The sequence below is a fragment of the Mucilaginibacter flavidus genome, assembly GCF_024055575.1.
Lineage (GTDB): Bacteria > Bacteroidota > Bacteroidia > Sphingobacteriales > Sphingobacteriaceae > Mucilaginibacter > Mucilaginibacter flavidus.
The window spans coordinates 109,062-132,698 of the sequence record NZ_JAMXOE010000008.1 but is presented as its reverse complement, the minus strand read 5'-3'; the positions used below and the strand labels follow the sequence as shown (position 1 = coordinate 132,698).

Annotated in this window: 18 protein-coding genes; 5 read left to right on the top strand and 13 right to left on the bottom strand. The window is 39.7% G+C overall.

What is annotated here, in order from left to right:
* Positions 1-23 precede the first annotated feature (23 nt).
* Entirely contained in the window at positions 24-917 is an 894-nt protein-coding gene (locus NAF19_RS14240; protein WP_252790731.1) for a glycosyltransferase family 2 protein, read from the top strand.
* Between the two features lie 98 nt (positions 918-1,015).
* Here NAF19_RS14240 and NAF19_RS14235 read toward each other — a convergent pair whose 3' ends face one another.
* From NAF19_RS14235 to NAF19_RS14180, 12 genes are all read right to left on the bottom strand, one after another.
* Positions 1,016-1,909, bottom strand: a complete 894-nt coding sequence (locus NAF19_RS14235; RefSeq protein ID WP_252790730.1) for a glycosyltransferase family 2 protein — start codon at positions 1,907-1,909, stop codon at positions 1,016-1,018.
* 110 nt (positions 1,910-2,019) lie between these two features.
* On the bottom strand, positions 2,020-3,285 hold the full coding sequence (locus NAF19_RS14230) for a glycosyltransferase family 4 protein (protein WP_252790729.1): 1,266 nt from the start codon (positions 3,283-3,285) through the stop codon (positions 2,020-2,022).
* Positions 3,286-3,304: 19 nt separating this feature from the next.
* A complete protein-coding gene (locus tag NAF19_RS14225; protein WP_252790728.1) occupies positions 3,305-4,561 on the bottom strand; it encodes a hypothetical protein in 1,257 nt (418 codons plus the stop codon).
* 2 nt (positions 4,562-4,563) lie between these two features.
* Positions 4,564-6,906 carry a GumC family protein gene (locus tag NAF19_RS14220; RefSeq protein WP_252790727.1) on the bottom strand — a complete coding sequence of 781 codons (2,343 nt, stop codon included), beginning with the start codon at positions 6,904-6,906 and terminating at the stop codon, positions 4,564-4,566.
* Positions 6,907-6,940: 34 nt separating this feature from the next.
* Entirely contained in the window at positions 6,941-7,744 is an 804-nt protein-coding gene (locus tag NAF19_RS14215) for a polysaccharide biosynthesis/export family protein (RefSeq protein WP_252790726.1), read from the bottom strand.
* A gap of 273 nt (positions 7,745-8,017) precedes the next feature.
* Complete coding sequence (locus tag NAF19_RS14210) at positions 8,018-8,458, bottom strand: GNAT family N-acetyltransferase (protein WP_252790725.1); 441 nt, start codon at positions 8,456-8,458, stop codon at positions 8,018-8,020.
* 12 nt (positions 8,459-8,470) lie between these two features.
* Positions 8,471-11,182 (bottom strand): non-ribosomal peptide synthetase, encoded by a 2,712-nt coding sequence (locus NAF19_RS14205; RefSeq protein ID WP_252790724.1) that lies wholly within the window; start codon positions 11,180-11,182, stop codon positions 8,471-8,473.
* Positions 11,183-11,234: 52 nt separating this feature from the next.
* Positions 11,235-12,350 carry a GDP-mannose 4,6-dehydratase gene (gene gmd, locus NAF19_RS14200; protein ID WP_252790723.1) on the bottom strand — a complete coding sequence of 372 codons (1,116 nt, stop codon included), beginning with the start codon at positions 12,348-12,350 and terminating at the stop codon, positions 11,235-11,237.
* A 205-nt stretch (positions 12,351-12,555) separates the two neighbouring features.
* Positions 12,556-13,932: an undecaprenyl-phosphate glucose phosphotransferase gene (locus tag NAF19_RS14195; protein ID WP_252790722.1), complete on the bottom strand. Its 1,377-nt coding sequence runs from the start codon at positions 13,930-13,932 to the stop codon at positions 12,556-12,558.
* Between the two features lie 64 nt (positions 13,933-13,996).
* The gene (locus NAF19_RS14190) at positions 13,997-14,740 is read right to left on the bottom strand and encodes a WecB/TagA/CpsF family glycosyltransferase (protein ID WP_502213789.1); all 744 of its coding nucleotides are present in this window, start codon (positions 14,738-14,740) and stop codon (positions 13,997-13,999) included.
* 681 nt (positions 14,741-15,421) lie between these two features.
* Positions 15,422-15,595, bottom strand: coding sequence for a hypothetical protein (locus tag NAF19_RS14185; protein ID WP_252790720.1), 174 nt, complete (start codon positions 15,593-15,595; stop codon positions 15,422-15,424).
* Positions 15,596-16,200: 605 nt separating this feature from the next.
* Entirely contained in the window at positions 16,201-18,126 is a 1,926-nt protein-coding gene (locus tag NAF19_RS14180) for a right-handed parallel beta-helix repeat-containing protein (RefSeq protein ID WP_252790719.1), read from the bottom strand.
* Positions 18,127-18,620: 494 nt separating this feature from the next.
* Here NAF19_RS14180 and NAF19_RS14175 point away from each other — a divergent pair, with 494 nt between their 5' ends.
* From NAF19_RS14175 to NAF19_RS14165, 3 genes are all read left to right on the top strand, one after another.
* Entirely contained in the window at positions 18,621-19,649 is a 1,029-nt protein-coding gene (locus NAF19_RS14175; protein WP_252790718.1) for a right-handed parallel beta-helix repeat-containing protein, read from the top strand.
* Positions 19,650-19,915: 266 nt separating this feature from the next.
* Positions 19,916-20,962: a right-handed parallel beta-helix repeat-containing protein gene (locus NAF19_RS14170; RefSeq protein WP_252790717.1), complete on the top strand. Its 1,047-nt coding sequence runs from the start codon at positions 19,916-19,918 to the stop codon at positions 20,960-20,962.
* Between the two features lie 183 nt (positions 20,963-21,145).
* Positions 21,146-22,282, top strand: a complete 1,137-nt coding sequence (locus tag NAF19_RS14165) for an acyltransferase family protein (protein ID WP_252790716.1) — start codon at positions 21,146-21,148, stop codon at positions 22,280-22,282.
* Here NAF19_RS14165 and NAF19_RS14160 read toward each other — a convergent pair.
* Positions 22,279-22,626: a helix-turn-helix domain-containing protein gene (locus NAF19_RS14160; protein WP_252790715.1), complete on the bottom strand. Its 348-nt coding sequence runs from the start codon at positions 22,624-22,626 to the stop codon at positions 22,279-22,281. The genes NAF19_RS14165 and NAF19_RS14160 overlap by 4 nt on opposite strands.
* Positions 22,627-23,004: 378 nt before the next feature.
* On the opposite strand from NAF19_RS14160, the gene NAF19_RS14155 reads away from it, so the two are divergent.
* Complete coding sequence (locus tag NAF19_RS14155) at positions 23,005-23,625, top strand: hypothetical protein (RefSeq protein WP_252790714.1); 621 nt, start codon at positions 23,005-23,007, stop codon at positions 23,623-23,625.
* The last annotated feature ends 12 nt before the right edge of the window (positions 23,626-23,637 follow it).

Genomic DNA, 23,637 nt, shown 5'->3' with positions numbered 1-23,637 from the left:
GTTAAATAGGAGTGTTTAAAAAAATGAGCGAATCAATAGCCATAGTAGTTGTAACTTATAATAGGTTGGAGCTATTTAAAAAATGCATAGATGGGGTACGGAGGCAGACGTTGAAGCCTGATGCAATTATTGTGATAAACAATGATAGCACAGACGGCACAGGTGAATGGCTAGCATCGCAAACTGATTTGATAGTTTATAATCAACCAAACCTGGGAGGTGCCGGCGGCTTCCACCGGGGGATCAAAGAGGCTTATGAGGGTGATTTTGATTGGATATGGGTGATGGACGATGATGTGGAACCCCTTGAAAACGGGCTTGAACTGCTAATGAACTATAAGCACGTTTCCAAATGCATTCATGGTTTAAAGGTTACAAGCGGCGGCGAATTGCAAATAATCGAACGATTCATGGATTTTAAAACCGCTTTTTGTTACGGCAGCGATGCTTTGTCAGACCTGGCAGAAAAAGAATACTTCTTTATAAGTGTAGCTTGTTTTGAAGGTATGCTGATCCATAGGTCAATAGTGGAAAAAATCGGCTATCCTAATCCCGATTTCTTTATCAACGGCGATGATACACTTTACGGATTTCTCGCTTCCAGGTACACCAATGTTATCAGTATTACTAAACCTGTATTAATCAAAGATTATTTCCCACCAATAATAAAATCCCGTTTTGGTCCCTGGGTCACGCCGTCTCCAACCAGTTATTACTATTATTTTAGAAACAAATTTATTATTCGAAATGAATTGAGAAAGAGATTAAACGAGCCGGTAGCGGATTTCGCCCGGGAGTATGGCTTTCATTCGTTTAAGTTTATTTTCAAGTGTTTATTGGCTGGTAAGTTTGCCTATGCACAAAATGTCATACTTGGAACTTATCATGGCATGATTAATCGGTTCGGTAAAAAGTGACCTGTATTTATTCCCCGAGTGAAAACCGATGTAAATGAAGACGCCCCGATGTGTCGAGGCGTCTCGTACGATTTCCTTCAATAATTTTCAAACAGGCCCTAAGGAGATAACTTAATCTTCTTATCTTTTTTAAATACATCGTACATAATCGGGAACAATGTTTTTACCCAAAGTTTAACGTGGGTTATGGGTACCGATAATGGAAAATGCCTTTTAACATACACCATATGCTCGTTATATGCCAGCCCTTTCGGGCTGTATAAATATTCTATTCTTTTTTTCAGCGGTGTGCGTTGCGGAAGCCAGGTAATTACATGGTCGTTATCGCAGATGCCATAGTATCCCGGGCCTATCCACACTTTTAGGCCATTCCTCAACGCGGTTAAAGTATAATCGTAGTCGGCAATGCCGTGTGTGTACGAGCTGGATAATATCCCTATAGTATCCACAGTTGTTTTATCCACCAGCATAATATTCGCATTGCCTATTTCGCAGGGTACAAGCATATCAGCAGCCGGAACTACGTTAGCCGTATCTCCGGTCATCCTGTTGATGATTTTTTGGCCGCCATAGGTAATCATGCTGCCTTCGCTATCCTGCACGGTTCCCAAAATAATATTGCCCGGGTGTTCGGATAAGCTATGCGCTTCAAGCAAACGCGCAACAGCACCGTCAAACAGCACAACGTCATCATTACAAAGCAGGAAGAAATCGTATGTTTCAAGGTTTAAAACATGTTGCCACAAGGTACGCATCCCCCCGGCCCAAAATAACGACCCGGATCCCCTAACGAGGTTTACAGAAGGGAATTCCGCCTCGACATAATCACCCGTTCCGTCCGGAGAATTATCGTCGAGCAGGTAAATATCCATCTTGTAATTTGAGGGCACTTCCTGGTTAACAAGGCTGGTTAAAAACCGCGTAGTCTTTTTCTTACGGTTATAGGAACAACCGAGCACGGCTATTTTCATTTGTTTTGACTGAAGTATCATTTACCCATCATTATTATTATCGATTTACCTTCTAAACCCATCAAATCACCAGTTGTTTTAAAATAGCGTTAATTTACTGTCGTATTTTCAAAATATTGAACCATAATCAATTATGAATTCCCTTTTAGTTCAAGAACTGCTGTTTCGTTAAGCACAGCATCATATATTTTTAACAAATCATCGGTAATTTTCTCCTGGTCGTGCCGAAGCTGTGCCTTCCGCCTGGCGTTTTTACCATAGGTAATAGCCTGGTCGTAGTTCTCATTCATTTCCAATATGGCGCCAGCCATTGCGTACGGGTCGCCATCCTGTATCAATATCCCATCCTTGCCATCCTCCAGTAAGGTATTGGTGCCGCCCGCATTGGTTGCTATACAGGGTAACCCCAACATCTGGGCCTCGCATAAACTATTAGGACTATTTTCTATATGCGACGCCATAACATAAATACCCGCCTCCAGCAACGCCTGGGCCAATGCCTCCTGGCTAAGCATTCCCATAAATTTGATATTCTTTGAGATCGGCCTTTTAGTGTTTTTAGCAGCAATCCTTACCACTTCATCGTTTGGGTTAAGGCCTGCAATGTGCCATTCGTAATCAAGGTTACTGGTATCAAGTAAATTTGCGCAATCCAAAATTGTTTCCAATCCCTTGTAAATATTTAGCCATGTTGTGGTAAATATAATAAGGCGCCCTGTTTTGTTGTATTCACCTTCATATTTGTAAAATGCATCTCTCAATATCTCATCATTGTGAAAATATTTTGCCGCTGGCGCTAAAATCTTAGTCACCCTTCGGTCCCACGCAGTGCGGCCGATAAAATTTTTGGAATGCGAATATATTTCCTGCTCTCTCTCCGCAACCTTCGCAAATACTTTATAAACATTCAGGAAGGATCGCGATAGCAGAAAACTTTTGAAATAGGAGTACCTAACAATATCTGTACGGGATATTCTCGAAAAAAACTTATATCGATAAACAATAATTGTCCCCTGTATCGATATCACCGTGGGGATATCGACATATTTTTGGATTAGGCCGAATGGACCTTCTGTGCCATGAATATGAATGATATCGGGCTTTGCCTCTTCAATTATTTTCAAGAATGCGTTTATATCGCTATCGGGTTCAGTACCATTTGTCAACCGCCTGAATATTTTTGACAGCTTACCGCGGCGGTATTGTTTAATGGGATAATACCTTGTTGCACCATAGGTAAATGGGGCTATATCAGCGTGGTGATAAAATGCGACTGAAAGCTCCACTTTGTCCTGAACATTGCGCTCGAGGCTTTTTACCCAGCCAATGCCTTCGTAATTGTTGTTCAGATAGGCATCAGCTAAACCCGGTGATAATGAGAACCATAAAACTTTCATAAAATATTAATTCTTAAAATTATAAGTTGTATGCCGGCCTTTCGGTGGTTGCGTATTCATAAGTATCGTTTTCTGAAACTTCTTCCGTAGTAGTTTCCGGTCGTGCGTAATGATATAGAAAAAGGAAGGCAAGCAAAAGCGACGATAAATAAATACACTCGCCAAACCCAAGCACCAATATCACGATTAAACAATATATTGCCAGTTCAGCTGTAATGTACTTTCGAAAGAACTTGTAGGCCCGATAAAAAAGACAGCCAAGGCCTACCACCCCGAACTGGGCGCAAAACGCAAAAATTCCATTAGAGATGCTGATATTATGCAATAGCTGGACAGTCTCTTTATATGAATTAGAGACACCGAAAAACAACTTATTACCAAATGTATCAATTAGAAAAAGCATACTGCCAAACCTGTTGAGCGGCATCACCCGACCCATTTCGATATAAGTTGCACTAAGTGTATGGATATTCTTAATATCCAGCATATCTTTATTATAGGTATCCAAAATCTTGTCGAACAAAAATGGCAGGGAAACAACGGCAACACATAAAAAAGGCGCAATAAAAATTAGCAGTGTAGTAATGCGAACGCCTTTTGCCCGGCAATAAATCAAAATCATAATAGCAAAAGCTATGTACGTTGTTGTTGACAGCGTAGTAATAATAGCTATGGTTACCAACTTTGCCCTGGTATCATATTTGAAATTATTATTAAGCCAATGCAGCATGAGCATCATTATCAGCATAAAGCCGAAGGCCCCCGGCTCCCACGAGAAGCCTGAATTGCGGATAGCATGATTTTTTACATAGGTAAACACAAACATATTAACATACCCGTTGAAGTGGGCATAAGGCAGGTTGATGGCTTTGCCAATGTTGTAAACCAAGTCGCCCGATATAAGCTGCAGGCAATATAGCGGCAAAGATAAAATGGCTAAATCTATCATCACCTGCGTTAAATAGTAAACCGCCTTTTCTTTTAAAACAGCGCAAAATAAAAAACTGGGAAGGATGAACTTAAAAAGAAATACGACATCGTTAAGCCAATATTTTATAGGCAAGCCGGTTAAAAAAAACGACCTGAAGGTACAGAAACCCACGTAAAGCAGCGCGAACTTAACAAATAGCTGCACATCATTTTTCGTTATGCGCTGTTTGTGGAGCCCTACCCACAGAATAATGCCTTCAATAATAAACCAACAGGCGTTAACGTCGTCGAAAAATGTGGCTTTTCCGGCAAGCAACACAAAAAGGAAGGTTATAAAGTAATACATCCTTAACTCGTCGGGCGTTTATAATAGTTTTCATACTTAAATCCCTCGCCGTCGCGCCCGTTTACCAGGCCATTAAAAACAATTTTCATGTTCGGCAAACTTTCATTTGCATTAAGTTTGTGTATAAAAGGCAAAAGCGAATTCGACGTATGGTTAAACCGTACAACATATAAAGTCAGGTCACAATGATTGGCAATAATATAAGCATCGTTAATAGCGTGAACCGGGGGAGTATCAAATAAAATATAATCGTACACTGTTCTAAGTTTAGTTACTAAATCGCCAAACAAGTCCTGGTCTAATAATTCGGAAAAATTATCGACAAATGCACCGCTGCCGATAATACTCAAATTAGGGTAAAGGGCCACAGGCTGCACCAGCTCTTTAAGGGTGGTGCGGCCACTTAAGTAGCCGGTTATGCCTCCTGACTGCGACAACCCGAATATTTTGGAGATGGCAGGTTTATAAATATCCATTTCTACCAGCAACGTTTTTTTACCGGTACTCGCCAGGGCAACGGCCAGGTTGCTGCCAACCATGCTTTTACCCTCATTTGCCACACTTGAGGTCAACAAAACAACGTATCCCTTATCGGACATATCATTCAGCAGGTTAATTTGTGTACGCAGATGCCTGTATTGCTCAATCAAGGGGAAACTTTCGGGATTTTCCCTGTTTGCGAAAGCGATTTCAGAAGGCAACTTTATGAAACTAAATTCAGCAATTACCGGCACCGCCGTAGCTTGTTCTATCACTTTGCGACTGGTAACACTATTCTTGATTAAATCCCTGCTATAAATAAAACCTGCGGGAAAAATCAATCCCATTAACAGCGCTATGCCAAATGGTATAAATCTTTTCGATGCTTTTACCGGCAGGATATGAGCTGCATCCACTAAACGAACTGCTGATGCGGACGATGCGTAGGTAAGCGAGATGGCTTCACGTTGCTGCAATAAATAATCGTATAACGATGATTTGGTTGACTGCTGGCGGCTCATGCCGGCCAACTGGTGTTCCTGTACAGGCACCGTTTTTATAGACGACTGAATATTTGACTTATATGATTCAACCGACTTTTGCATAGTGCCAAGTGAAGATTTAATTCCTGCTATGCCGTCTTTAATCTCCTGCTTCAAAAGCGTTATCTGCTTATTTATCGGGTCGAAGGACGGATTTTTTTCAGGAGTGGTAGCAAGCATTCTGTTTCTTTCCAACTCCACGTCAGATAATTTTTGAACCAGATCAGATAAATGCTGGTCAGCGATACCTACAGTCGATGGGATGCTGCTATTGTTATTTCCTGCGTCATTCAGGTAGTTTTCTAGTTTATTAATCACGTTTAGCTGCGTGTTAATCTCGTTCAATTTTTCGCCGTTTGATTGGATGCCCTGGAGATACATTTGCGATTGGGCATTAATATCAGTCAAACCATTTGCGCTGCGGAACCCTTCGATGTTAGTTTCGGCGCTATTTAGTTGCCCGGACAGTGAAGCAATCCTGTTGTCGATAAATTCGAGAGTGCTTTTTGTGATTTTACCTTTCTCGGCTAAATCTGCTTGTTTATAAAAATATATCAGGTAATTAATAAAGTCTTCTGCTTTTTTAACATTAGGGTCGCTCAGGGATATATTAACAACAGTAGCGGGTTTTTCCTGTGATTCAATTTTCAGGCGATTTTGGTAACCCAACACCGTTGCTTCCGGATCAGTAGCCTTTACCTGGATTTCATCGCCAATATAATGAACGAGATTAGGGGTTTTGGTTATTGTCCAGGTACATCCCAAGTTGCTTATGGTATCGCTGTAGCGATGTTTTGTTGTTTTGCCATTGACTCCTAAAAGTAAATAACCATTTGTATCCGAAACGCGCAGATTGATCTTTTGCGTGGGGACAGGGGTGCTGCCTTCAATTAAATTAATCTTTACCGGGCTTTTTCCGTAAAGGTCCTGATCCTTAATAATGCCACCTTTTAATTTATAGTCAGCCCACAATTGAAAATAATTTACAACGTCTTTTATCAATTGATTTGACCGTAACACTTCAATTTCGTTTTCAACCACTTTTGGTGCGTTAACCTGTTCAAGTGCCTGAAATTCGACAAGTGACGATTTTTGTTCATTGGGTTGTGCATTATGGTCCTGGATCATCAGCGTTGCCATGACGTCTGATGGGGATGCGTCATATTTAGTATAAGCAAAAGCAATTGCCAATGCAACCACCAAACAAATAGCAAACAACGGCCAATAACTAAAATATCGTATTAAAATCGCCCGTATATTTATAGGCTCATCGCCCGGCGCAGGTTTCGGCGCGGCATTATTTCCAGATTGCTTATTATTCATAACTTTTAAATTGAGGATATAGAATGATAATAAGCTATTTATGATATACAAAAAACGCAGATGCTAATATTGCCAGCACAGCAACGGCTGATGAAATAACGAAAGTGTTGGTTTTATAGCTACGCGCAACGTTATCATATTTCGTTTTGTCTGCATCTACATAAATAACATCATTGTTATGCAAGTAGTAATAAGGTGAGTCAAAAACATCCTTTTTCGTTAAGTCAATAGTAACAAAATGGCGTTGGCCATTCTCCTCGCGAACCAGCAAAACATTTGTTCTTTTAGCGGTAATGGTCAAGTCGCCCGCCAGGCTTAGCGCCTCGTTTATATTTATGTGTTCATTTTGTATGGTATAACTGTCGGGTTTCAGCACGTCCCCAAGAACGGATATTTTAAAATTGAGTACGCGTACATTTACAATAGGGCTTTTAAGGTAGTCTTGCAGCTTAGCTGTCAGATTCTTAGCTACATCATCAGTCGTTAAGCCCGCTACATGCATTCCCCCTACTAATGGTAATTGTACCTGCCCTGCGGCATCAACCCTAAAACCATATATGGGGTTTGCGGTGGCTGCATCAAGGCCATTACCATTCACGCGGTTTATGCTGGTGTTAAATACCGAGGAAGATTCGCTTAGGCTATTTACGTTAATTCCCAATAAATCTCCTGTCTGAATTTTCAGGGGCTGAAAATTCGTAATAGCTTCAGTAGTTTCAGTGCGGTTAACGTCTTGGTAATAAGAAACTTGTTTATATCCTTTATCCCTGTAAAGTCCACAGGACGAAATAAATAATATTAAAACGATAAGAGCGGGGAGCGGAAAATTCTTTTTCATAGGATTGTGCACATGTATTATTTTACTGAGATATATGGCGGTAATGCCTTATATCTTAGTAAGTAATTAAATAATTTTTATAAGTAGTTGTTGCCAATATGTTAAACAAAGGATGTGCCATGTATAGCGTGCTTGCACTTAACAGCCCTTTATCGACTCTATTGGGATTTATCATAATATTTGCCTGCCTACAATATTTTGTTGCTAAATGCTTTCTGCATTTTTTTATGTCATATGGTATTTAATTCTATACGTAGTCCTGCCTTTGAATTATTAACCTTGAAGTTGCTTAAACATAAAAACATATTGTTCTGCGGTTGTATATCCCGACTTATCATAAAATTTATAGGAGGGCATATATTTACTCGTCATTAACACAACTGAACTGATTTGATTGGCAGACGCATACTTATCGCAGTGCGCCAACATTTGCTGGCCATAACCCATCCTTTGTTTTTCACGTGAAACAAAAAATTCGTCTATCATAAGCTGTTTGTCAGTCCACCATGTTTTACCGTGGGCAAATACTGCCGCAACAACCGTATTTTCTTCGTATAAAGCAAAGCCCACAAATTGCTTACAACTCATATATTCCAAAAGGTACTCATTGGCCTTTTCGTGGGTCCAATGATAGTTCCATGGGGGGCAGTTATATGCCTTTAAATAAGCTAAAACACAGTCGTCAAAATTTCCTGTGGTAATGGGTACAATCATTTTGATTTAATATTATGCGTTAACAATGTGCATTCCATTATAGTGTTTCAGTTCGCGGCCAGCGCCATCATATTTGTCTAACGTTTTTTCTAATACACCGGCGAACTGTTCCACCTGAGGCGTTAACAACATGGAAAGGTGGTCGCCGGGTACTTCAAAAAGTTCCACGTCCTTTTTAGCGTAATTTTTCCAGCCAAGAAAGGCGGCATCATTAACATAATGAACGCAAATTTTTGCTTTAAACAGGTAAACTTTATTGTTGAACGGCTCCATTTTATAGTTCCGGAATGCTACCAAATGCTTTTCCTTTATTTTTTTAATTAGTTGAAAAAAGCCTTTTGAATCCTTTCTATAAAAGTAGTTTGACAGAAAACTGGGTGGATGGTTTGCAAACTGCCTTTTAAATGTTGCGACAGGGTGTTTCAAAACCGACTTAAGGAAGGATATGAAGATGGGAAAATTCCTTTTTACCTTTCTTGGAAAAAGATAATACCAATCTTTATATTCCGTCTTCTCAGCATCAGTATCAAACATAATAAGCATCTGGATAGTTTTACCCATAGCCTCCATTTGCTTTTCTATTTCAACCGCCACATAGCCCCCGAAAGAATAGCCTGCGATTAAGTAAGGGCCATTGGGATTATGTTGCAATATTTCGCCCAGGTAATATGCTGCTATCTGTTGTATCGTTTCCTCCGGCGCATCTTCGCCATTTAACGCTCGCGCTTGTAATCCAAATATTGGTCGTTCTTCGTCCATATATTCAGCCAGGCTGCTAAAATTGAGCACGTTTAAACCCTCACCATGGATGATGTACAAAGGGGTTTTGCTTCCTGACGGTTTGATAGCAACCAGGGATTTATAAATTATCTCCTTTTTTTCATTCTCTATAAAGGCTGCTAATGAACGGATATCCGGATGCTTAAAAAGAACTGCCAACTGCATTTTTTTTCCTATCTTTTTTTCAATTTTTGATAGGATTTGAACTGCCATCAGCGAGTGGCCCCCCAACGCAAAAAAGTTATCGTCAATACTGCATTCACTAATCCCTATGCAACCCTTCCAGATAACTGTCAGCATTTTTTCTGTTTCGGTGGCAGGCTCCAAAAGAATTTTTCTCGCATCATGTACTTCCCGGTGTTCGGGCAATGCTTTTCTGTCTATTTTGCCGTTTGAATTTAATGGCAGACTTTCCAATTCCACCCATGTACCTGGTATCATATACTCAGGCAGCTTGGTTCTTAAAAAATCCGCAAATAGCTGCTTTTCAAACCGTCCCTTGGGCATAACATAAGCTACCAATCTTTTATTGCCATCTGTTCCTTCATTTGCCAGCACTATAGCATTGTAAACGGCTTCACAGCTATTCAGAACGCTTTCAATTTCGCCTAACTCAACACGGAATCCGTTTATCTTAACCTGGTTATCTTTTCTGCCTAAAAATTCCATATTGTAATCAGGCATCATTCTCCCCAAATCGCCGGTTCGGTACATCATCCCGCCAGCCGTATCGTTAAACGGATCAGGCATAAATGACGCATCAGTTTTCTCGGGATCGTTAGCATAGCCGCAGGCAACACCTGCACCACCAATGTATAAGTCTCCTGTTTCGCCCATCTGTACCGGGCTTAAGTTGTCATCGAGTATGTAAAAGAAATTATTGTTTATAGGTCGCCCGTAAGGAATGCTTTTCCAATCCTTTTTTGTTTGTTCAACTATAAAATAATTTGACCAAACAGTTGCCTCGGTTGCACCGCCGAGGCTAACAACCTGGGTCTCCGGAAAAAACTTCTTTATGCGGGAGGGTAAGCTCACAGGGATCCAGTCGCCACTCATAAAAATTGTTTTCAACCCATTGTAGCGATACCCCTTTCGATCTTGTTCCAGGTTCCTGACCAGGTAGTCCAATGTTGTTGGTACTGAGTCCCAAAAAGTTATGTTGTACCGAACAAGCATATCCTGGAGTACCCTGACATCTTGAATCTCGGCATTTTCAGCAATTACCACCTTGCCCCCGGCCGCCAACATGCCAAAAATATCATATACCGACAGATCAAAACACATTGACGTAATAAACAAAAGACTGTCGTCGGAGCCAATGCTAAAACGCTCATTAACCCACGAAATTAAATTGATAGCCGAATGGTGCACAATCATAACGCCTTTAGGACGGCCAGTGGAACCCGAGGTATAAATAGTATAGGCCAGTTGCGAGCTATCTATAACCAGGTTCGGATTAGTATTTATAAACGTATTTTGTTCGCTTTCACCAATGAGCAAAAGTTTTTCGGGGCCAATTACATTTTTTAAGGGGTAAGCTTTGTCTGCTACTACAAGTCTCAATCCCGACTGCCTGACGATGTATTCCTGCCTGTCTACCGGGTATTCCGGATCGATTGGCACATAGGCAGCCCCGGCTTTTAATATACCCAACATTCCGGTTATCATGTCGAAACCGCGTGACACAAGAAGGCCTACGTTTGTCCCAGGGACTATACCATTCCCGATAAGAAAATGCGCTAAACGATTTGCAGCATGGTTTAATTCCTGGTAAGTAAGGCTGTGCTGGCCTTTTCGTAAAGCGATTGAATCAGGTGAACGAAGCACCTGCTCTTCAAATGGCTGGAAGATCGTTTTTTCTTTGGGATACGGAACGATGGTGTTATTGAAATCGCTTATAAGGTGATCGTCATCAGTGTTGGTATTTAAGATAGCAGTTAACATGCGTGTAAATAATAATGTAATAATTGCAGAAAAATAATTTGCGCGTTTTTTACTACTCGTATTGATTTTTAATAAGAAAGCCTGAATTCTTCAGCAATTTTTCTCTCTCAAATAACTCAACATCCGCATTGACCATTTCATTTACCAAACCTTTCAAATCGTACTTTGGCTTCCATCCTAATTTTTGCTGGCACTTTGTGGGGTCGCCAATTAAGAGATCAACTTCTGTCGGACGGAAATATTTGCTGTCCACGCAGATTACTTCTGTACCTTCGGCCAGTAAATAGTCAGGATTGCTGCAAGCGGCGACATAACCTTTTTCATCAACCCCTTCGCCCCGGAAATCAATAGAAATACCCAGCACTTCAAAGGCTAACCTTACAAATTCCCTTACGGTAGTTGTAATACCTGTTGCAATAACAAAATCTTCCGGTGTGTCCTGTTGCAGTATTAAATACATGGCTTCCACGTAGTCTTTGGCATGTCCCCAATCGCGTTTTGCGTCAAGGTTACCCAGGTAAAGCTTCTCCTGCAAACCCATCGCAATTTTCGCCGCGCCCCTCGAGATCTTGCGGGTAACGAAGGTTTCCCCGCGCAACGGACTTTCGTGGTTAAATAATATGCCATTACACGCAAACAAGCCGTATGCCTCTCTATAATTTACAGTAATCCAATAGCCGTAAAGTTTTGCAACCGCATAAGGTGAACGGGGATAAAACGGCGTTGTTTCGCTCTGAGGAACAGCCTGCACCAAACCATACAATTCAGAAGTGGAAGCTTGGTATATTTTGGTTTTTTTAGCCAACCCCAAAATCCTTACCGCCTCTAAAACGCGCAGCGTGCCTATACCGTCAACATTTGCTGTATATTCCGGCGTATCGAAACTCACTTTAACGTGAGACATCGCGCCCAAATTATATATTTCGTCGGGCTGCACTTGCTGAATAATCCTGATGAGGTTTGTCGAATCGGACAGGTCACCGAAATGCAAAATAAAATTCCGGTTGGGCTCATGCGGATCTTCGTATAAATGGTCAATCCTATCGGTATTAAACAGGGAGCTTCGTCTTTTAACGCCATGTACTATATAACCTTTCTGCAGTAGGAATTCCGCTAAATATGCGCCGTCCTGCCCGGTTATGCCCGTGATTAATGCTACTTTACTCATTTTTATTTTGTGTAATTTTTTCTATCTTAAAATAAATTATTTTATAAACAATACATATACCTATATACTTAGGTAATTGTTTTAACGTAAACAATATTATTTTTACAAAATCACTAATCGCCGGCTTTGCAATTCCACGTATGCAAAATTGGGGGATAAGCATGTTTTGATGATAAGGGAATAAACAATAATGGCAGTCTACTTATTAAAACGCATTTTCATCGCCGCTTAACGTTTTAAATGCGGTTAAGTAAACAATTTTAAAGTCAAGCCAAATATTCCAATTCTCGGCATACCACAAATCGTATTCGATACGCTTTCTTAATTGTTCAGGCTCCTTTATTTCGCCCCTGTAGCCGTTCACCTGGGCCCAACCGGTAATTCCCGGTTTTGTGTAATGACGGAGCATGTAATTATCAAAAAGCTGGGAATACTCCAGCGTGTGTTTTAACATGTGCGGGCGCGACCCGACAACTGACATATCGCCGACTAATACGTTCAAAAATTGCGGTAACTCATCAAGGTTCGATTTTCGTAAGAAGGCGCCAAGCCTGGTGATCCTGCTGTCGCCGCGGCTAACCTGCACGCTGTCAGCATCCGGGTTTACGCTCAAGGTTCTTAATTTCAGAACCTTGAAGGGAACGTTGTTCTTTCCAGAACGTAACTGGGTAAAGAATACCGGCCCTTTTGAGTCGAGCTTTATTAATATCGCAAGAATGGGAATAAGCCATGAAAGGATGAATATTGTCACCAAACTCGAAAATACCATGTCAAATAACCTTTTTACTACCTGGCCGGATACATCAGCTAGTGGTTCATTTCGCAGCGATATCACAGGTGTGTCTTCAATAAATTCGATTCGGCCTGTTTGTCCGGCAAATTCAGTCAAATCAGGTACGAATTTGAACCTAATAAATGATTTCTCTGCAGTTTCGGCAAGTTGGTAAAGGGCCGGATATGTGGTTGGCGACAAAGTGGAGTAAATTTCGTTTATTTTATTCTCCACTGCATAACTCACGCAATCCTTAATTGCTCCCAAAAGTGGTATACCCTGATTATTGTCGCTACTTTCGCCGAAAATACCGGCAATGACCGTCGAACCGTGATTTTCCCTGAAATGCTCGATAAGTCTTGTTACGTTTTTATTAGAGCCTATAAATGCAATCTTTTTCCTGTATTCACTAGTATTTAAAAGATAGTTCATAAATAGAATATATGACAAGCGACTTATGAGTAAGAATAAGGCAAAACCAAATTGATCAAAAATGATGTAGGTATTCGTAAATTTGTGCAACCCCACATAGGCAAAGACTATTAAAAAACAGTTATAAAAAATGAAGGCGCCCAACGTCTTTGTCGCTAACCGCCTAAAATTTGATAACTTGTTATTTTGATACATCGCCGATGAATAAGAACAAATCATCCATACGAGGTTGGAAAAGATGCAGAATATGGTAAAAAGGTAGAGATCTGTTGTGTGTTTGTTTACATAAAACAGTAAAGTAAGATTTAAGATATTTAATGCAACGAGGTCTGCTAACGCTAAAAACGATTTTTGCAAACTTTGATTCTTGGGGTTCATGACGATGTTTTGTTAGAATTTTTTTTAAAGTTTTATCATAATATTTTCAATATAACAAGACAGGCTATTTAGGTTCTTTGCTGTAAATCAATGGCATTTCTTGCAAATCAGCTGTTAACTTTTCTTTCAGCAACGCCCATGCAAAAATGGGACCGTAGTAAACGTATCTTTTCCACATTCTTTTTGGTTCTTTGCATAAACGTATAAACCATTCGAGCCCGAGATTGATCCAGAATTCCGAAGGCCGTTTAACCGTGCCCGCGTAGAAATCGAAAACCGCGCCGATAGAACAAATAATTTTCGCGTCGATTTCAGTTTTATGTGCTGTCACCCATTTCTCCTGTTTGGGCGCAGTCATACCCACAAATAATACGTCAGGCTTAAATGCATTTATAGCCGCTATCATTTCGCTATTTTCTTTTTCACTGAATTGATCTTTATAACTTGGGGAAAAGGTTTCGAATGTGATATTTGGATATTCAACCGTAAGCCTTTCTCTAATTTTATTCAAAGTATTCTCGCTAGATCCCAGATAAAAACATCTTCCTTTCCGGCCATCCATTCTTTCCAGCAGGTTTTCGTGAAGATCGGTGCCTGATATCTTTTTTAAATTGTAACCGGTGATGCTTTTTACTGCTGCTACTATTCCAATACCATCGGGCAAAAGGATGTCGGAGCTTTTAAGTGCTTTCATAAATTCCTCATCGCGTTCTGCAACACAAAAGGAATATTGATTAATAGTATTGATAACTGTTTTGGTTGAATCGGGTATGCTATTTAAATTACCGCTAAACAGATTATAGCCCATAAAGGAATTTGGTAGATAGTACATGGCAGATATAGTAGGTTATGTTAATGTAATTGGGTGATTGTTTTTTTAGTTTCATTTAACTCATCGTTTCATCGATTTGCTAATTTATTAACCCAATTATTAAAATCATTTTTATTATTTGAAATTATTATATCTTATTATTAAATGATTTTATATTTAGTTAATTATTGACACAGGAATACAAAAAGTGTTCCACAAAATTTCCAAATTTTCCCCCACAGCAGTTATCAACAGTTTCCATTGAAGAAAAGCGGCGTTAACGACGTAGCTGGCCGGGAAAAATTAACGGTAAACAATTAGTAAAACGAGATGTCTCGTATGAATTAAATAGCGCTGTCAGGCATCTGCTTCAGGCAGGCAGAAGGCTATAAAGAGAGCTTTAACCTTTCTGTAGTCGCTGTTTACAAGTTGAAAGCTATCGAGTTATCTTTTTCACGGAGGGAAGCTAATCATTTAGCGAACTTATTAACGACATTACTGGGTTGGGTTGTGTGGGATATTTGGTTTATAAAGGATAGCGCTAAAAAGCAGGCAAAGTATGTTGCGTAAAATAAAAATAGAAGAGTTTCTTTTTTTTTATTCACATTGGCGAATAATGGCAATGACTGTTGAATTACACCACACATATACGCTAAACAGCCAATAACCCAACAGGTCTTAATTACCCCATTGCGATGGCGGATCGAGCTGAAACATTAATACAAACCACGACAGACATAGTGCAGATAATGTCAGCAGCGGGCACTGTAAAAAGATGACCACGAAGGCAACAATAAATACTACAACCATTAAGGCCCTTAAAAATATTTTCAACATTAAAATTTTGCTCATATAATTATGCCTGTGTTATACGAAAGTTTGAAATATAATGTTCAAAAAAATAGAAATAGTGACCAATATTTAATACTAAGGAAAATCAATTGTGTAAAGATTAAGACAAATTCATTTCTGTTGTTTTAATTTCTAATAAAGTTAATTACCTGAAAAGCAAATACATTCGCAGTTAAAACCTGCGCGAAAACAAATTTTACGTATACATTTATAATATAATCAGGCAAATTAGCTGACAAACTGTTGTGGTATTGAAAAAATACCTGCAATACATACTTCACTTCCTGGATAGTTCAGGTTTTAAACTCAATCAATGGGCTCCAGCCTTCTGTGCACTACGCTGATGTTATCGTATTTTTCGTCCGGCTCGAAGCGAATTATTATTTATTACTGCATTAAAAAAACAAAAAAAGAGCTGTTGAAATTTGCGAGCAATTTTAGAACTATTTATTCAAAATAAAGCCGGGCTTGTACCCGGCTTTTAATTATCGTTCGCAAATAATTTTCTTTAAAACCGAGATTATAACCCTATCCCAGTTTCACAGGTCAACTTGGGTATTTATTGCCCCGGATCAGTCGCGGCCGTCCCTTATGGTCAAGCCGGTTTAAAGAGAAACTATGCTTGAAGGTAATACTGACTCGTCAATATCGGCTCCCCAGGTGTTTGAATCCCATCCGGACGGCGCGGGTTGCCCATCCGCCAGCCATTTATGGTTTTCGTAATTGCTACTATTAGTAAAATTGACCTTATTACCACTAACCACGCTACCTGTAATAGCGCCATTTTGCCCCCACACAAAAACACCCACATTGGTGAACGACTGCCGTTTGCCGTACACCGTGTTATTAGTAATCGACATATGACTACCGCCAATTATAGCCATTCCGAATTGTCCCGGGTCAGCCAAAATGTTATTTTTAGCCAGTTGGTATGATCCACCGCCTTCACCCAGGCAAATGCCGCCGCCGGAGCTATTTGGCCCGCCCCCTCTTATCCAGTTACCATCCAGTGTTATGGGATTAGTGGACGTACCATTACTGTTAACCAGGTCAATCTCGTTTTGCGAATCGCTGCTCCCCAAAACATTTTGAAGCTTGTTATAGCTGATATTATTGTTACCGCCATTTACGTTAACAAACTGAACAAAGGCGCCGCTATGCGCAGGGCCCTGCATGTTCTGCATTTGGTTGGTATAAATACTAATACCTCCACTCGGACAGTTGTTGGCGACGATTCCTGCCGCCACGTTTGAAATATTGTTTTTTTCAATTGTCACATTTGCGCAGTTATTCAGTTCGATACCTACATCGGTTGAATTTTGAAGATTACAAAGCGTTATGTAAACATTCATACAATTTGTTAATTTAATACAGGGGGAACTGCCACCGGTAATTGTAAGACTTGTTATGGTAATATTATTTTTACCGCTCATTACGATAGGTGCAGAGGCTGTTCCGGAAGTTAATGTCCCGGAACCTGATGTACTCCCAGTGCTGGCAGCCTGCAAAGGTGCAGTTGCTGCGGATGCCGAAATTATATTTGAAGGCAGAATAGTAGAACTAATACTTGCGCCCCATGAGTTTGTTCCCCATCCTGCAGGCGTCGGATTTCCGGAAGCTATCCAGTTATCATTTTCAACATTACTTGAATTTTTAAAATTAATTTTATTGCCACTAACCGTTGAATTGGTAACCGAAGAACCTGCCTGGCCCCAGACCACAATACCTACATTGGTAAAGTACTGCGCTTTGGCGTAAACTGTATTGTTAATAAACGAAATATGGTCGCCACCGGAAATTGACAGCCCCATTTGCCCGGGATCGACGATAATATTGTCGGAGGCCACCTCATATGAACCGCCCGTGTCACCCAACTGAATTCCGCCACTGGCGCCACCGGGGCCGCCGCCCCTTATCCAGTTACCAACCACTTCGATAGGGCTCGAGGCCGTACCATTAGACATGTACACATTTATCGCCTCCTGGCTGAAGCTTTTTCCTAATACATTTTGCAATTTATTGTATTTAATTTGGTTACCGTCACCCTTTACGGTGTTAAACTGTACGAATTGCCCGCGGGGAAAAGGCCCAACCATGTTTAACATTTGATTATTGTTAACAACGGTCCCGCCGCCGGTAGGATGATCGACATAAACGCCTGTTGAAACATTAGCTATATAATTATAGTCGACCGTGATGTTATAGCAATGATATAGGTAAATTCCAACGTTTGTAGAATTAGATAACGAATTTTGGGTGATATGTATGTCGTGACAGTTGGTTAGGGTGATAGCTGGGGCCGACCCACCAATGATTGTTTTGCCGCTAATAGTAATGTTATGCGCACCGTCTATATTAATCACACTCGATTGCGTGTAATAGGTTGCGTTAAGGGATTGTGCAATTGAAGGGAATGTGATGGACTTAAGTGACGAATCGGTTTGAGGATTTGATTTGGGACCGATTTGGTTTTTCGAGCAGGAATAGGTTGCTAAAACTGCGACCAATAGAAACAAGCATTTTCTTCTCATAAGTTACATTTAAGTTTATCAAAAATTTATCGATACAAATGTACCTTAAAATTGTTTTATTTCGTCATAATTATTTATTTTATATTTTTTGAGAAATTTTACGCTATTAAATTAACTATTTATTAATTACTTGCCTTAAACGGGTGAAATTTAAAAAAATTGTGTTAGTCCCAATTTTCCGGGGGATCAACGAAAAACATGAATGTAAGCCAAAAGACAAATATGACAACTATAGAGATAATCGGGTGGTACCATATTGCCGCTCCTGCTAAAAACAAAATAGTTGTAATAAATACCGCTCGTCCGAATGCTTTTAACATGCGCTTAAGTTTGAGGATAATTGGGTTAACGGATGGCAAATATCATTTAATAATTTATCATTAAATTATTTTCCCGATATTTATGGTGCTATAACGCAGTGGAATAACGGTTGTAGCTGGTTGAGAAACAGTTAAACTAAATCCATTTTTGTGTAAAACTTAAAAACCATCCTGGTGAGCCCCCAAAAAATATTCTTCAGACTTGTCCCGATTTTGGTGCTTTTTGCCGTAGGTGTTTTCTTTTTTTTATCAGGGGCGACTAATGCAATTCATCAAAAAGGCTCGAGGACACCGGTTGCAGCCAATACTACCCCCTCTCCACATACACAGGCCACTATTTTTCATCACCCCCGCGACCACTCGAAAGGAATTCGGCTTACAGGTGCGCATGACCTCATCATAAAAGGCGAAAATATTATCGGCGGGCCAATCCCATGTATCGTATTGTATAAATGTTACAATATTACAATTATCCACAATAAACTTTCCTGCTCCGCTCAAACGGGTATTAGTTTATTCAATTGCTACAGCGTTAATATACAGAACAACCAATTCAGGAATGTAAGCACCGGCGTGTATGTCGAGAACGTGTACCAGGGACGAATCATCGTCGACAACAACCAATTTCTTAACATGCAGGGACCCTATCCGCGCGGGCAATGCGTGCAGTTTAATAATGTAAACGGGCCCGGTAACGAAATTTACCACAATAAGTGTGAAAATATCGCTGGAAGAAGCAACCCGGAGGACGCAATTAATCTCTACAAAAGCAACGGCACATCCTTGAGCCCTATTATGGTGAAAGGCAACCGGATAAGAGGTGGCGGGCCGAGCAAAAGTGGCGGCGGCATAATGCTGGGCGACAGTGGCGGATCTTATCAAATCGCTCTAAATAATATACTTGTCGACCCCGGGCAATACGGAATCGCAATTTCAGGAGGCGACAGAAACTCCATAATTGGAAATATTATATACGGCCGTGCGCAGCGGTTTACAAATGTGGGACTATATGTAGCGGGATATAATGGCGCCGTATGCACAAATAGCACAGTAAAACTAAACAAGGTTAATTATTTTAATAGTAACCAAAAGTCAAATAACTCATGGATCGGGCCTAATACATCAACGCCGGCCGGCTGGGAAACAAATACCTGGGGAGCACCCATTGGTTCAAATATTCTTCCGAAAATAATAATCAATTAAGTTAATTCATTTTCTCAAAATTTAAACCATGTATACTGGTAAGAAAATTGATATGTCCTTTTTTTAGTTTTTATGTAGCTCAAACAATACACATAAATTTTTTCTCAGTTAACTATTCTCAATTGTTGTGAGAAATTATTTAACTCAAAATCAACAATTTAAACAATTTTTAAGAAATAAAATTAAAAAAAGTGATATTTTATTAACTTTTGGCATGGACAAATCGTAGAAGGTTCATTATATTTGTTAAACTAATTGATTTAAACATGAACCCAAAAAATCCATGCTGGCACCGCTTTGTGCCGTTAGCAGTCGTTTTTTTTACGACCTTTTTGTTCTCTTGTAAAAAAGAGGATGCGGTGGTTCCGCCAATTTCAACCGCAGTTATTTCAGACACCGGAAGCGCCGCCAAGCTATCGGTTTCCCTTGCCACCAGCAGCACAGGCACTCAAACCTATTTGGCATCACCCGTAATTACACTAAACAATGTAAGTAATATTACAATAAACGGTAAAGCGATAGTAGGAGGCAACGCTATAGCAATTTGTTTAAACAATTGTCACGACATTCAGATAACCAATTGTAAATTATACAACTCCACCAACGTGGGTATAAACCTTTATAATTGTTACAATATCACGGTCATGGGCAATTATTTCACTAACGTAAGCACCGGTGTTTATGTTGATCATGCGTCGAAAGGCGGTATTGTTGTTAACAGCAATCAATTTTTAAATATGAAAGGACCATCCCCCCGCGGGCAGTTTATTCAATTTAACAATGTAAATGGCGCTAATAACCAGATAAACAGCAATAAATGCGAAAATATATTAGGACAAAGCAATCCTGAAGACGCGATTAGCTTGTACCAATCTTATGGAACAGCCACAAGCCCTATTACTGTGTGCGGTAACCAGATACGAGGCGGCGGACCCAGCGCCAGCGGTGGCGGTATAATGCTTGGAGATTGTGGCGGTGCATACCAGAAAGCTGATGGCAACACCCTAGTTAACCCCGGGCAATACGGAATAGCAATTTCAGGAGGCAGCCTTAATGCTATTACCAATAACCTGGTATATGGTGTTTCGCAATCATTTACCAATATCGGCTTATATGTGGCGTCATTTAGCGGGGCGTTAATATCAAGTCCCACAGTTTCCGGTAATAGGATTAAATTTTACAATTCGTCGGGCGCTATCAATGGCGGCTGGTTCGCTTCTGCTTTAGTCATACCCGGCGGATGGAATACCAACAACTGGAACGCAAATATCGACGCTTCGATTTTGCCGGCCGTTTTGATTACCAAACACTAAAACTTAATCCCCAATAATCCAATTAAAGGGGAGGCGAAAGCCTCCCCTTTTTGCATTCGAAAATATTTAATATCGAAATTAACTTAATTTAAAAACAAATCAATCTATTCTACAGTTTTTATAGCACAACGGCGAAGTAATAGGGCAATCCTACTTGTACCAGCAAAATAAAAAAGTTAGGAAATGACAATTTTTAATACCAAATCTATATTAACGGAAAAACGCTGGGTGTGGATTGACACTGACAAAGGCATCAGTATACTGCTGGTGGGTTTCGGCCACTGTCTTTTAGTAATGCAAAACCATGGGCTGGACTTGAGTTCTTATCCGTTGATCAATTATATAAGTGTATTTTTATATGGCTTTAGGATGCCGCTGTTTTTTATAATATCAGGGATTTTTATTTCGGGCAGTTTAAAACGTAAAGGGCTTAACGGTTATGTATCGTATCGGGCCGACACAATATTATACCCGTTATTAGTTTGGGGATTTATTGAGGTATCATTCCAATTACTGGCTGGACGGGTCACCAACAATACTGTCAGCCCCATGAATTATATCAATTTACTTATTGACGCCCGGAAAACCGGACATTTTTGGTATTTAAATGCGCTGTTTTTTATAGGTGTAATATATTCATTTTTTAAGGCTTACGTAAAGATAAAACCCTGGCAACAACTCACGCTGGGTGTTCTACTATATGCTATATCACATATCAACAACCTGAATGCGGGTTCGCTCACAGATATTTGTGAATACTATTTATTTTTTGCAATAGGTGACGTAATATCCAACCTGGCGTTAAGCGAAAGAAATTTCAATCGCTTTGCATCGTTTAAAATATTCTTTCCTTTGTTAGCAGTGTTTTTAGTATTACAATATCGTTTCGCGTATTATAATTTGCACGGGGGGGGTGAAGGAATAAATTACGTAGAGCATAAGATGCCTTTTTTCTTTCTGCTCGAAGCGCTCGTTGGGTGTGCTATATCTATGAATTTTTCGTTCCTGCTTCAGAAATACGATGTCTTGCGTTTTCTGCGTGTTATAGGCTTTCACTCGCTGTATATTTATTGTATGCAGATCATCGTAATGACAATCGCCAGGATAGCTTTGGTAAACGCGCTGAAAATTACGTATGTGCCAGTTTTAATTGGGTGTATTTGGTCGGCCGGCATATTTATTCCAATCGTATTTTATAACTTTTGCTTGAAGCATAACATGTGGTGGCTATTTACTTATAAGAAGCCAAAGAAACAAAAGAAGGTAATGGCGGCGGTTACCGCTGCGCCGCCAGAAGTAGCCGAAAAAATGGCGATCTAACTATTTATTACACCCTGTTTGAGCGCATGCAATTCCTCATACAGCCTGATAATATATTCTTGCAGCTTATTGATCTTCGCGTCCTGCGTTTCCACAGTTTCCTTTGTCTTTTTTAACTCATCTACATATTCCTTGGAAGGAGTAGCATTGTCAGATAACAATTCGATCATCTCTACGCCGAAAATTGCAGCTATTTCCCTGAGCCGCGAAATATTAATATCTGTAATATCCGACTCAATCTTTGAAAACGCAGGGATCGAAATATTTAATTTTTTGGCAACATCGCCCTGTAGCCAATCCTTTTGCTGGCGTAAGGCTTTAATTCTTTTTCCGATTGAATCCATGCTCATAGTTGCATTCGCCACAGGAATGCCTACTGTCGTTTATCATTAAATTATTTAATTAGAAGGCTTCGCGAATTAAGCGCACCATCAAAGATACTTAAAAATTTATTTTCAATTGCACAAAGTTAGTTTCATGCAAATATTTTTTCCTCCTCTGCTTATACGTTGAAAAAAATCTTTTGTTGCACAAAAACCATTTACATGTGCAGCTCAAATTTAGCACCATGGCAAGCAATCGGCTTACATAATTTTTAATATATCAATTTATTATCTCAAATAGAATATTAATTTAATAAAAGTAAAACAATTTAATAACATATGTATTCCTATTTTAAGAAACCAGCTATAAACAATGTATAGTTCTATATAAAAAAAATCATGAAAGCGCCCTATTTACAGTTAAATGGCAATAAGTTTTTGTTGCTTTTTTTCATTCTGCTGCATATCCCCAATTTTTCATCAGCTCAAAAAAAGAAAATTGGCACGTTAGAATATTTAAAATACAGTAACGGAATCCAGGGCTTAACGTTAGGTGCAGATATAAATACTTTAAATTACTCAAATTTAAAATATTTGGATGATGATAATAAATTTGATGCAGACAGTTGTTTAAAATTCGCAATTGGCGACACTACTGTTTTAAAAATCAATGGTGATCTAAATTTAGATTTGATAGGTATTCGAACTTATAAAAATAAAATAGTAAACATATATCTTTTTTTCAGGAAGACAGATGCATACATACTGTTACATAATTTTCTTTCGACTTATGGTGTGTTCACATCTAAACCTGTTGAATATTCAAACATGTATAATTGGGATTCGGGGACTGTAAGCCTTTCTTTAATGTACCAGGCCGATGTTGACGATGGAGTGGCAGTATTTACATGTAATCCACTCGTCCATCGCATAGCCGAAGTAAAGGAATTGGCAGCAATGAAGGAAAAAACGAAGACGAACGACAAATCTACAATGCTGTTTTCGTCCACAAATCCGTAAGGTTCCGGCCGT